Origin of the sequence: Vibrio sp. 947 (genome assembly GCF_033339115.1) — a bacterium.
Taxonomy (GTDB): domain Bacteria; phylum Pseudomonadota; class Gammaproteobacteria; order Enterobacterales; family Vibrionaceae; genus Vibrio; species Vibrio alginolyticus.
Genome location: NZ_JAWOTX010000010.1, coordinates 117,195 through 129,370 on the forward strand (window position 1 = coordinate 117,195; position 12,176 = coordinate 129,370).

Sequence of the window (12,176 nt, forward strand, 5' to 3'; positions counted from 1 at the left end):
ATTAAAGCTTGGTTGTTGTGTTTCCAATTGGTTGTTCTGTAGCGAGGCTGGCTATTAGCCTAAGTATATGAGTGAACTTAGCTGCTCAGCTCATGGGTTGAAGATTTAGTTGTCTGATTTAGGAAACAAAGCTCCTAATACGCCGCATCGCGCACTAATGACGAATGTGGTGGCGTACCGATCTTTGTATTTTGATTGTGAGGAGTTTGCCTGTCCGAGTAAGATCACGATGATAGAAGTGAATAATTTACTCCAAGCTCTTATTGATAAAATGTCATTTTGGGAGTGGGATAAGCCTAGCAGCGAGATGGTAAATACGACGGCGCTTTTTTGGGAGGAGTTTTATGCTGCGAAACGTTATTCGTTTCAGTTGCCTTTGCCATCGCATCGGCGCTTAACAACGTTTCGTCGAGAGTTGGTTGAACCTTCATTTCTAGCTCCTTCGCTTACTGCTCTTGCAAGCAAAGTTGGGGCAAGCACCAAGACGGTAACACGATTATTTAAGTCGGAAACGGGAATGAATTATCAAGATTGGCGGCAACAGTGGAGGCTTTTAAAGGCAGTTGAATTGTTATCAACGGGCATGCCAGTCAGCGCAGCTGCCGATTGGCTGGAGTTTTCGTCAGACAGTGCTTTTATTGCATTTTTCAAAAAGCAAACTGGACAAACACCTCTGACGTTTATGAAAACCAAGCCTTAAGCGTCAAAATGCTCACACTCTTTCTAGAACAAACCCCAGGTTCACAGGCTCAGCCTATAAAGCATACATAGACAGGTACCAACGTGCAGGTTACTTGTCTTTACTCTGCAGTTTGCGAAAGTATTGCGTAGTAAAATCAACAAAGGCTCGGATGCGTTTTGGTTGATGTCGGTCGTGATGATAAAGGAGTGAAAATTCCACACTCGGAATGCTCCAATTGGTAAACACTTCTTTTAGCTTGCCTGTCTGGAGTTCTTGTTGACAATAAAGTGCTGGCACACGGATGATGCCATTTCCCGCCAAGGCTGCTTTTATCATTACTCTGCCACTCTTACATCGTAACTGTCCACGTATCTGGTGTTCCGTTGACTGCTTTGTATTCGTGTTCTCAAATGCCCACCGTGTCACACTACCTGTCAAACAAACGTGTTTTTCTAAGTCCTTTGGATGAGAAGGATAGCCATATGTTTCTAAATAGTTTGGGCTTGCGTATGTCCCCATTTCCACATCGATCAGTTTGCGAGCGATAAAGTTGGAGTCGTCTAACTTTCCCATTCGAAAAGCGATATCGAATTCATCCGCGATTAAATCGACACGATGGCTACTAAAATCTAAGTTAATGCTCACTTGTGGGTGTTGGATTAGAAATTGAGCAACGATATCTGCGACAACGTCTTCTCCTAAATAGCCCCCCACACAGTTGATACGAATGTCACCTCTTAAGTCTTCTACATCATCAACCACTGCCATAACAGCTTGATCAATATTGTGAAGGGCAGTTTCACACTGTTTATACAGAACCTTGCCTGCTTCGGTGAGGTTCAGTGTTCGAGTGGTCCTTTGTAGCAAAGTGACACCAATCTGTTGCTCCAGATTTGTTATTTGACGTGAAACGTGTGAGCGAGAAACGCCAAGTTGCTCTGCTGCTTTCGTGAAGTTTCCTAGTTGAGCGATTAGGACGAAAGAGCGAATATCCGCAAGGTTGATGTGTGTTTGCATGATGACTTCTTCATAATTCAAAAAAGTATTGTTGCAGTATAACAACAGTGTTTCAACTAGGTCGGTATATATCAACAAACAAAGTTTTCTTAAACTTACCGCCACTGATGTAAACCGTTCGATTAAGGATTCAAAATGAAAAAGTTAATTGTTATTACAGGCGCTAGTTCAGGCATTGGTGAAGCGATTGCACGTCACTTCAGTGAACAGGGCCATGCTCTTCTTTTGTTAGCAAGACGTGTAGAACGTTTGGAAGCATTAAACTTACCAAATACGCTTTGTGAAAAGGTAGATGTGACCGACAAAGCTTCTTTTGAGGCTGCAATTGAGAAAGCTGAAGCGTTGTATGGTCCGGTAGATGCACTTGTAAATAACGCAGGCGTTATGCTTCTAGGTCAGATAGATACTCAGGAAGCATCGGAGTGGAAGCGCATGTTTGATGTGAACGTAATTGGTTTGCTCAATGGCATGCAGTCCGTCCTAGCACCTATGAAAGCACGTAACAGTGGTACGATCATTAACATCAGCTCTATCGCGGGCAAGAAAACATTCCCTGATCATGCTGCTTATTGCGGTACCAAATTTGCGGTTCATGCTATTTCTGAAAACGTACGTGAAGAAGTTGCGTCATCGAATGTTCGCGTTACGACGATTGCACCTGGTGCAGTGGAAACGGAATTACTTTCACATACAACGTCTCAAGATATTAAAGATGGCTATGACGCTTGGAAGGTGGATATGGGCGGCGTGTTGGCAGCAGACGACATTGCACGAGCAGTGCTGTTTGCTTATCAGCAACCGCAAGGTGTATGTGTTCGTGAAATTGCTTTGGCACCGACAAAACAACAACCTTAACATTGAGTTACGGCGATTTTAGGTCACTAAAGCCGTAAAACTTTGCATATCGATTCGTGATTGAGATGGCATCTTTAAACTAAGTTGCGTGAAAATTTAGGTCATCCATTTAAATCCGGACACTAAGTGTGTTATTGCTTATACCCAAGTTACTCAAGGTGAGAAAAAACTTTGAGTAATTTGGGTTTTTATTTGGTCTCAATTTTAGGTAGCGGAATTTATTTAGGTCGAAGGCGATAGTTGTGAAGAAAGGAGAGTGTGACGTAAAACAAAATGAAGCAATATCCGTCTCTTAATGAGAATTGATTTCATCAACGTCACAAGCCGTTACAATTATCCGTTAGGTATTATACTTTGTGGGTGGTTAATATTTAACCAAACAAGGAGGTGTGTATGAAACGATTCGCAAACATACTTTTTGCAACACAAGGATTGCCAGGCCATAGTGACGCCCTCGAACAAGCGATGAGGATTGCATCTAGCAACAAAGTGCCTGTCTCAGGGCTAATAGCGTGTCCTGATTTCCCAACAGACATGATCCAGTATCAGCAAAGTTATGAGCAATCGCTGCAAGACTCCCTCAAACAAAGTATTCACGAATACAGACAGAAGCTGGGACTCTCTGAAGAGGATCTCGCATTTCCTCTTACTGTGAAAAGCAGTGAAAAGCCCGCTGTCTGTATTATTCAAGAAGCATTAGCTGATAACAAAGATCTCATCATCAAAGAAGCTGAACCGCTCGGTGAAGGTGCTGAGGGTTTCAAAGCTATTGATATGACTCTGTTACGAAAATGCCCTTGTCCGCTTTGGTTGCACCGACCAATTGATAAGCCAAGAGATAAACGCCGTGTTGCTGTGGCTATCGACCCATTAACGGCAAGCGATGAACAGCACTCATTAGCCGTGCGTTTACTCGAATTATCGCGTTCGATAGCCGACACCTGCGATAGTCGTTTACACGTGATTTCTTGCTGGGAGTATTACTTAGAAAACTACCTTAATGGTAACGCTTGGATTCAAGTCGATGATGCTGAGTTGAAACATGAACTCGATAAGGCAAAAGCCGATCATAAACAAGCTCTGCAACAGCTGTTGGAGGAGTCTGGGATTACAGGTGAAATTGTGATTCACCACCTGCATGGAAAACCCGACGAAAAGATTCCAGATTACGTAGAGAGTATTGAGGTAGACGTGCTGGTAATGGGAACCTTAGCGAGAACTGGTATATCTGGCTATGTCATTGGTAATACGGCTGAAAATATTTTGCAATCGATTAACTGTAGTTTGGTCGCTCTTAAGCCCGATGGTTTTGTCTCACCGATTCAGTAATTGGGGTGTAACAAAGTTGGGTTTAAGTGATGTTTTAGGTAAAGGAGGGAGATGGATCTCTAGAACATGGAATTATCAATGTATCAATAAGTTATCAGAGGAGAGTGACATGAAAAACCTATGCCCGAAATGCCACACAGAAATGATAGAACGTTCGAATGTTTATATTTGTCCGAGAAATGATATCGGTGACTGCACCTACGATGCATTCGAGTTAGCTGATGACGATAATCCATATACATTCAGCCAAGAACACGTAAGTAGTGACCTACGTTCTTATGCCGTAGCAGACAGCAAATAGCGGTTTGTATCGGCGTTCCTCTAAGTAGCACTCAGTGATTACTGTTTGCTACTTTTCCCTTGGTTTCATGATCGTTTTTGAAGCGCTTGGGCTAAAACAATACAGTGGAGTTTGTCATTTGCGCCGGATAGGGCGTATCTTCTTATAATAACGAATGGGCTGCGATGTTGAATAACATAACGGGTAAAGAAAACCTACCGAAAAACCTAGATAATCAGTTGGTCTTACTGATTTTCCCTGCGCTGCCAGTTTTAATCTTCTCTTTTCTCTTCTATATCTATACTCCTGCAGGCGTGAGCTGGAATGCGGAATGGATACCAAGCCTCGATATCAACCTTAGCTTTAGATTAGATGGTCTTTCATTTCTTTTTGCGGGACTGATCAGTGGGATTGGCGCACTGATTCAAATCTACGCTTTGGCTTATTTACGAGAAAGTGATAGCCGGTTTTCCTTTCATTTGTATCTAACCCTATTCATGCTTGCCATGCTAGGGATTGTGATGAGCGATAACATTCTGTTGTTATTTGTTTTCTGGGAACTCACCACCATCACTTCTTACTTACTGATCGGGTTTAATCACGAAAATAAAACGTCTCGGAAAAACGCCTTGCAGTCGCTGATTGTTACCGGTGCTGGTGGACTAGCGTTGCTAGCTGGTCTTATCTTGCTGGGAGCAATGGCTGGGAGTTATGAGCTAAATACCATTATCGAGCAGGCAGACACTATTGCGCAGCATGAATGGTTTATCCCATCTCTAGTGCTCATACTACTCGGTGCATTTACTAAATCTGCGCAATTCCCGTTTCATTTTTGGCTACCTAACGCGATGGCAGCTCCCACTCCGGTCAGTGCGTATTTACACTCGGCAACAATGGTAAAGGCAGGCATTTACCTATTAGCACGTTTATCGCCAGTTTATGCCCACAGCGAGATCTGGTTTTATGCTTTAGTCATCACTGGGAGTATCACGGCCATTTGGTGCACATTTGTCGCATTAAAACAAACTGACTTGAAGCTGATGCTAGCCTACAGCACGAATGTTGCTTTGGGTAAATTAACATTATTACTAGGTATGGGCACAGATTTGGCCGTTAGTGCAGTATTGATGTTTATTCTCGCTCACTCTTTCTATAAAGCTGCGCTGTTTATGGTGGTGGGTAATATCGACAAAGCGACAGGAACACGAGATATTGATCAATTGTACGGTCTGAAGTCAGTTCTCGTCATCAGCATGGTTGCGGGGAGTTTGGCTGCATTGTCTAAAGCGGGGTTCCCGCCGTTGTTAGGTTTTTTGAGCAAAGAATACATGTATAAGTCCGCAGTAGAGCTCAATAATTGGATCGCCTTTGTACTATTAATCGTGAATATACTGATGGTCGCGCTAACCATTATGCTTATTGCGAGACCATTCTTTGCTCGCCGTGATCTCGTGCCGATTGAAACTAAGCCAGTTGAGACAAAAAAAGCCATGTGGATCTCGCCTTTGCTCTTGGCACTTGGCAGTCTCCTGGTCCCGTTATTCGGTTTAAATTGGTTAGATCGCAATATTATTTTTCCGGGCTCTGATGACATTCTGCCCACAGCAGCTCTTAAAGAGACATCACTATGGCATGGCGTGAATGTACCGTTAGTGTTAAGCGTTATTACGCTAGCGTTGGGGTATGTGGTGTACCGTGTTTATCCTACTGTGTCTGCATTTTTTCAGCGGCTACATCTATTCGTCCCCAAAGCGGAGAATATTTTTGAACGACTATTAGATGGCATGATGACAGTGGCGAAGTGGCAAACGGCGCGGTTACAGCAAAAGAAATTGAGTCGCTATGTCCTATTATTTTTCACGGTACTTGCCGTTGCGTTACTGAGTCAGGTAGCGCTTATTCCTCTGCCTTTGGTTGGCGAACTTTCAAGTGTCACTTTCTATGAGATTGGTATTGCCTTATTGTTGATTGGTGCTGCGCTCGTATGTACGTTGTCCCACGCAAGACTTCTTGCGATTTCTGCGCTTGGTATGATTGGCTTCATGACTACGCTTGTTTTTATGATTTATAGCGCCCCGGACGTTGCGAAGACTTTACTGTTAGTGGAAACATTAATGGTGGTCTTTCTTGCATTGTTAATGCGTCATATGCCGCGTCTAGCCACCGTGCCCAAGCATTCAATAAAACGTAAAGTAGCGAATATTTGCATAGCAGGTGTGATAGGTGTTTCGGTTACTTTACTTTTGTTAGGAATCACGTCTCAGCCGATGGACTCTTCGGTGTCAGATTTCTTTGCAGAAAACAGTGTCCCGGGTGGACATGGGCGAAACATTGTTAACGTTATTCTGGTCGACTTTCGCGCATTTGATACATTGGGAGAAGTTGTCGTCGTTGTTATTGCTGGGATTGCGGCAGTGAGTTTGCTTAAGACAAGAGCGAAAAAGCAAAATCGTATCCAATCATTAATTTTTGCAACCACGGCACACATTGTTTCGGCACTCATGCTCGTATTTTCAGTGTATCTGTTGTTACGTGGTCATAATGAACCGGGTGGTGGCTTTATTGGTGCGTTGATTGCCGTTATTGGTTTATCACTTCTCATGTTCGCGGAATCACCGAAATACGTTCGTTCTAGGTTGTATTTCAAACCGTTTCTCATTGCGTTATCTGGCATCGCATTGAGCTTAGTTTCTGGTGCTTTGAGCTTTGCGTTTGATAAACCGTTTTTGACCGGACTGTGGTGGAAAGACGTGATACCACTAGGGACGCCATTGGTTTTTGATGTTGGTGTTTACCTTGCCGTTATAGGTGGCGTGATGGGTATGCTGCTTCGTATTAATGAGGAGCTAGAGTGATGGAAATAGTCTGGAGTGTTGTCGTTGGAGTATTTGTCGCAGCAGGTGTTTATTTAATGCTTGAAAAGCATATCTTGCGCCTTTTGTTCGGCATCATGTTACTCAGTAGTGCGGTTAACCTTGCTATTTTTACAGCTGGGAGGCTGACGCCCGGAGAACCGCCATTGATTGGCGATAATGCTCTTTTACCACCAGATAGCGCGGCAAATCCTTTACCTCAAGCGCTTATCTTAACTGCGATAGTCATCGGTTTTGGACTACTTATTTTTGCTTTAATGCTGTTCTATCGAGCTTATAAAGACACTGGAACTGCAAACGTCGATGAAATGCAACGTTCTGAGGAGGGTCAATGAGTTCGATTTTGCTTACGTTACCGGTAGTTCTCTCGCTGAGTACGGCGTTGATTATCTTCTTCGTCCGTCGCTCAACAAAAAGTGTTGAGTGGTTGAGCGGTGTAAGTGCGATTTCGAACCTTTTCGTTGCGGGCTTTCTCACAGAAAACATCATAAATAATGGTATTCAAGCCGTTGCTTTTGGTCAGTGGAGTGCGCCATTTGGTATCGTGTTTGTCGCAGATTACCTCAGCGTTGCTATGGTGATGATCACGGCGGTGATTGGTGCGATATGTGTTTTCTACGCGATGGCGGACCTTCACCGAAAGCCCTCCTATAGCAATTACCATGCGTTAATGCACATGTTGCTTGCTGGCGTTTATGGCGCTTTCCTGACTGGAGATATTTTTAATCTGTATGTTTGGTTTGAGGTCATGCTCATTTCATCATTTGGTTTAATGGTGTTAGATGCAACGAAAACTCAAGTTGATGGTGCAGTAAAGTACGTGATGTTGAACCTGATTTCGACGCTGGTATTTTTGCTTGCTATCGGCTTGTTGTATGGCGCAACGGGCACCTTGAACCTGGCCGATCTCTACACCAAAGTAGGGGAAAATGAATTGAGCATCAACATGATGCTGTCCGCGCTATTTTTGTTTGCCTTTTCTATTAAAGCGGCACTCTTTCCTTTATTTGCTTGGTTGCCAGCTTCTTATCACACGTTACCAAGCGGTGTGGTGGCACTGTTTGCCGCGTTGCTTACTAAAGTCGGTGTATACGCGTTGATAAGAGTCTTTACCTTGGTATTTCCGCTCGCCGAGAGTGGTTGGCAACCGACGTTAATTTGGGTCGCAGGGCTAACCATGTTAACGGGCGTTTTAGGAGCGGCTAGCCAATTCGACATTAAGAAAATTCTTTCTTTTCATATTATTAGCCAAATAGGCTATATGATCATGGGGTTGGCTATTTACACTCCCTTAGCTTTAGCCGGTGCCATTTTCTACATTGTTCATCACATCATTGTAAAAGCGAATTTGTTCTTAATAGGTGGATTCATCGAGCGCAAATATGGCTCTAGTCAACTTGAACATTTGGGTGGGGTATACAAAGCTATGCCTTGGTTAGCGTTCTTGTTTCTTGTCCCTGCGTTTTCTCTGGCCGGTTTCCCACCGCTATCGGGTTTCTGGGGAAAGCTATTGGTCATCAAGTCGAGCATACAGGCTGAGTATTACTGGTTAGCAGGTACCGCGTTATTGGTGGGGTTGCTTACTGTCTACTCGATGACGAAAATTTGGAGTGAGGCATTTTGGAAAAAGCCATTTAGAGAGAAGCCAGAACAGACTCTGCAGGCCAAAGTACATTGGTTGTACTGCGTTCCAATTATTGTATTGACAACGTTGACGCTAATCATTGGCTTAGTGGCGGAGCCTTTTTATCAATTTTCCGTTCAAGCTGCAGAACAACTGTTAAATCCGACTGAATACATCAGAGTGGTGTTAGGAGGAAATGCATGATCTATCTATTCCTCAATTTTTTCTTAGCGTTAGCGTGGATGATGCTTAATGGCAGCTATTCGAGTCTGAATTTTGTTGTCGGATTTACGGTCGGCTTTTTTGCTTTAAGGTTGAGTCAACCATTTGGATTGAAAACGAGCTATTTTCAACGTTTTGCATCTGCATTGAAGTTATTGGTGTACTTCGCTTATGAAATGGTTATATCGGTTGCGAAAGTGGTGTGGGACGTTGTGACACCTACTCATTTGAGTCAGCCTGATATCGTTTATGTCCCTCTGGAGGTCGATTCTGATCTAGAAATCACATTACTGGCGAACATGGTTTCTTTAACACCGGGCACGCTTAGTTTGGATGTTACGGCTGATAAAAAGTATCTTATCGTTCATGCCATGTTTGCACCTGAACATGAAGAGGTTATTCGCGGAATTAAAGATGGGTTAGAGCATCGAATTTTGGAGGTGACGCGTGGATAGTTGGCTGCAAATAACGGTCACTTTTGCCTATTCTGGGCTACTACTCAGCTTTGTTATGGCTTTTGCTCGTTTAATTCTAGGACCAACGCTAGCTGATCGAGTGGTGGCGTTAGATCTGATTTCATTTATCACTATCGGATTTATTACGGTTTACACCTTAGACAGCGGTGAGGACGCTCTGTTAGATATCGCCATTACATTAGGTTTGGTTGCATTTCTCGGCACGATCGCATTTGCACGTTTGATCGTTAAAAGAAAGGAGAAAGAATAATGGACGTGTTGATTGGACTATTTTTATGCTTAGGAACATTGTTGACCTTGGTTGCAAGTCTAGGTGTCCTGAGGCTTCCTGATTTGTATACCCGAATGCATGCAGCTACCAAAGCTGGAACTGTCGGAGTGAGCTGCTTGTTATTAGCGGTCGCTTTCTCACTCCCTGAAGTTACCGTGATCTCTAGGGTTATCGGTACGATGTTGTTTATCGTTCTCACTGCGCCAGTCGCCTCCCACCTGCTCGGCAGAGCAATGCGAGAGGTCGGATATAAGATTTGGCGTAATGATTAACCATTAGCGTCGAATAGTACTACGCCCTAGTTGAAATAAACTCGAAGCTGTATTGATGAAGTCGGAAGTAATTGACGGTATATTCAAATGCACGACCATCTTCTAGGTAACCAGTGGACTCAACTTTTAGAATAGGGGAAGCTTCTGATTCATTCAGGTATGAGGCCGTCTCTGCATCTAACAAGTACGGTTTGACAGACTGACTGCTTTTCGCAATTTTCAATCCTTTGCTATTTTCAATGTACTCATATTTAGAACCATTCATTATGGCTATGCTCAAGTCTGGAAATAACATTGCTGGCATATGAGTGACTTCGTAAATTTCAGGCTCATCATTAATACATCTGAGTCTATGTATTTCATATGTATCATCATTGGGCGAGAGATTTAACTGCTTAGCAACCTGCTCATTCGGCTTTTTAAGTTCGAACTTTATGACTTGAGAGCTAGGCGTTTTCCCCTGTTTACTGACTTCCTCGATAAAACCCAGCAAATGTAAGGCATCATGTTGGGCTTTTAGATCGTTTACATAAGTTCCACTACCTCTTGTCCGACTAATTAAATTATTGTCGACCAGAATTTGTAAGCTTTTTCTGATGGTTACGCGGCTTACGGAAAACTCTTCTTGCAAATCACTCTCTTTTGGAAGCATCGATTTAGGTTGTAGTTCCCCATCTTTGATCTTTTTTTCTAATCGTTCCGCAATGTCTATGTATTTGGGTTTCATAATACCTCGCTAAGTCTTGGATCATGATAGCAAGAATGTGATCTGAGATGTAGTTAATACTTTTCCTTAGGATCTTTGTGTGATTTTTATCTCGTATCTTTGTGCTTACACTTTAAATGTATCATAAAAGTATTAATACTTATTTTATACATTTGCAGGGTAAACATTTGAGGTAGCGGAATGAAACGTCAAAAATTAACGATTGTTGGTGCTGGCAGTACATACACACTTGGTATGATGAACAGCCTTATTGCTGAAAAAGATAACTTTCCACTCGCAAAAGTCGTGTTTTACGACATAGATGAGAAACGCCAAGAGTCGAATGCATTAGCTACTGAAATTCTATTGCGAGAACACTATCCAGAAGTTGAAGAGTTTGTTTATACAACGGATAAATCTGTCGCATTCTCAGATTCGGACTTTTTCTTTATCCAGATCCGCACTGGTGGGTTGGCCATGCGCGAGCGCGATGAACAAATCCCGCTATCCAACTCTTGTGTTGGGCAAGAGACATGTGGCGCGGGAGGAATGGCATATGGACTTCGCTCTATCGGCGACATGATCCAGCTAGTGAACGAGATCCGACAAACGTGTCCAGATGCGTGGATTCTTAATTACACCAACCCGGCGGCAATTGTCGCTGAAGCTTTAAATCGTGAATTTCCGCATGATAAGCGAATTCTAAATATCTGTGATATGCCAGCAGCGATTATGGTCAGCTATGCGCAATTGTTAGGATGTGAAATTTGGGACTTCGTTCCTGAATATTTTGGGCTTAATCACTATGGCTGGTTTACCAAAATTCGTAACAAACAGGGTGAAGACTTAACGGACAAAATTAAAAATATCATCCTAAAAGAAGGGATCAGTGCGGTTGATGCGGAAATAGCGGATGACCCATCGTGGCAAGCCACATTCAAAAACATGAGAACAATGCTTGTTGATAATCCAGAGTTTTTGCCGAATACGTATCTTCAGTACTATTTGTACCCTGAAAAAATGGTGGCGAAAGAGGATATCAACAATACCCGCGCAAGGCAGGTAATTAACGGCCGTGAGAAACGAGTGTTCGAATTGAACGCAAGAATAATTGAAGCGGGCACCACGAAGCACGAAACACTGCATGCCGATATCCATGGTCGATACATGGTGAGAGTCGCGGCTTCGCTAGCCTACAACTTGAGCGATGTGTATCTCGTCATCGTACCGAATAATGGTGCTATTACAAATTTACAAAATGACGCCATGGTAGAAGTTCCAGCTGCGCTAACTAGTGATGGACCGAAAGCTTTTACTGTAGGAAAAATCCCAACCTTCCAAAAAGCCATGATTGAAAGCCAACTTGGTTACGAGAAATTAGTCGTGGATGCTTGGTACGAAGGAAGTCAGCAAAAGCTGATTAATGCACTCACACTTAACCGTACCGTGGTTAATGTGCCAAAAGCTAAAGAAATAACAAAACAATTACTAGAAGAAAATAAAGCCTACCTTCCTCAATTTTTTCAATAACAACTGGACGTTCGGGGCCTACTTGTAGGCTCCGTGAAT

At 43.1% G+C, this 12,176-nt stretch carries 12 protein-coding genes and 1 pseudogene; 11 read left to right on the top strand and 2 right to left on the bottom strand.

Going from position 1 to position 12,176, the window contains the following annotated elements; all coding sequences use genetic code 11:
- Window positions 1-139 precede the first annotated feature (139 nt).
- Window positions 140-700 (top strand): annotated as a pseudogene (locus R7Q39_RS14610) (AraC family transcriptional regulator); the annotation flags it as partial.
- A 90-nt stretch (window positions 701-790) separates the two neighbouring features.
- Here R7Q39_RS14610 and R7Q39_RS14615 read toward each other — a convergent pair.
- Window positions 791-1,699 (bottom strand): LysR family transcriptional regulator, encoded by a 909-nt coding sequence (locus R7Q39_RS14615; RefSeq protein ID WP_005373334.1) that lies wholly within the window; start codon window positions 1,697-1,699, stop codon window positions 791-793.
- Window positions 1,700-1,834: 135 nt separating this feature from the next.
- Between R7Q39_RS14615 and R7Q39_RS14620 the strand changes: the two genes are divergently transcribed.
- The 9 genes from R7Q39_RS14620 to mnhG all read left to right on the top strand — a co-directional run bounded on the left by R7Q39_RS14620 (window position 1,835) and on the right by mnhG (window position 9,901).
- Entirely contained in the window at window positions 1,835-2,554 is a 720-nt protein-coding gene (locus R7Q39_RS14620; RefSeq protein ID WP_005373333.1) for an SDR family oxidoreductase, read from the top strand.
- A gap of 393 nt (window positions 2,555-2,947) precedes the next feature.
- Window positions 2,948-3,883, top strand: a complete 936-nt coding sequence (locus tag R7Q39_RS14625; protein WP_005373330.1) for a universal stress protein — start codon at window positions 2,948-2,950, stop codon at window positions 3,881-3,883.
- A gap of 109 nt (window positions 3,884-3,992) precedes the next feature.
- Window positions 3,993-4,184, top strand: a complete 192-nt coding sequence (locus R7Q39_RS14630) for a hypothetical protein (RefSeq protein ID WP_171345606.1) — start codon at window positions 3,993-3,995, stop codon at window positions 4,182-4,184.
- Window positions 4,185-4,348: 164 nt separating this feature from the next.
- Window positions 4,349-7,018 (top strand): hydrogen gas-evolving membrane-bound hydrogenase subunit E, encoded by a 2,670-nt coding sequence (gene mbhE, locus R7Q39_RS14635; RefSeq protein ID WP_191115752.1) that lies wholly within the window; start codon window positions 4,349-4,351, stop codon window positions 7,016-7,018.
- Window positions 7,018-7,371, top strand: a complete 354-nt coding sequence (locus R7Q39_RS14640; RefSeq protein ID WP_017633704.1) for a Na+/H+ antiporter subunit C — start codon at window positions 7,018-7,020, stop codon at window positions 7,369-7,371. The genes mbhE and R7Q39_RS14640 overlap by 1 nt, the downstream gene beginning before the upstream one ends.
- The gene (locus tag R7Q39_RS14645; RefSeq protein ID WP_017820359.1) at window positions 7,368-8,864 is read left to right on the top strand and encodes a Na+/H+ antiporter subunit D; all 1,497 of its coding nucleotides are present in this window, start codon (window positions 7,368-7,370) and stop codon (window positions 8,862-8,864) included. The genes R7Q39_RS14640 and R7Q39_RS14645 overlap by 4 nt, the downstream gene beginning before the upstream one ends.
- A complete protein-coding gene (locus tag R7Q39_RS14650) occupies window positions 8,861-9,337 on the top strand; it encodes a Na+/H+ antiporter subunit E (protein WP_005373320.1) in 477 nt (158 codons plus the stop codon). The genes R7Q39_RS14645 and R7Q39_RS14650 overlap by 4 nt, the downstream gene beginning before the upstream one ends.
- Entirely contained in the window at window positions 9,330-9,608 is a 279-nt protein-coding gene (locus R7Q39_RS14655; protein ID WP_005373317.1) for a cation:proton antiporter, read from the top strand. Before R7Q39_RS14650 ends, R7Q39_RS14655 begins: the two co-directional genes overlap by 8 nt.
- Window positions 9,608-9,901 (top strand): monovalent cation/H(+) antiporter subunit G, encoded by a 294-nt coding sequence (gene mnhG, locus R7Q39_RS14660; protein WP_005373314.1) that lies wholly within the window; start codon window positions 9,608-9,610, stop codon window positions 9,899-9,901. The genes R7Q39_RS14655 and mnhG overlap by 1 nt, the downstream gene beginning before the upstream one ends.
- 19 nt (window positions 9,902-9,920) lie before the next feature.
- Here mnhG and R7Q39_RS14665 read toward each other — a convergent pair whose 3' ends face one another.
- On the bottom strand, window positions 9,921-10,628 hold the full coding sequence (locus tag R7Q39_RS14665) for a GntR family transcriptional regulator (RefSeq protein ID WP_054730587.1): 708 nt from the start codon (window positions 10,626-10,628) through the stop codon (window positions 9,921-9,923).
- Window positions 10,629-10,808: 180 nt separating this feature from the next.
- Here R7Q39_RS14665 and R7Q39_RS14670 point away from each other — a divergent pair, with 180 nt between their 5' ends.
- Complete coding sequence (locus tag R7Q39_RS14670; RefSeq protein WP_047101299.1) at window positions 10,809-12,137, top strand: 6-phospho-alpha-glucosidase; 1,329 nt, start codon at window positions 10,809-10,811, stop codon at window positions 12,135-12,137.
- Window positions 12,138-12,176 lie beyond the last annotated feature (39 nt).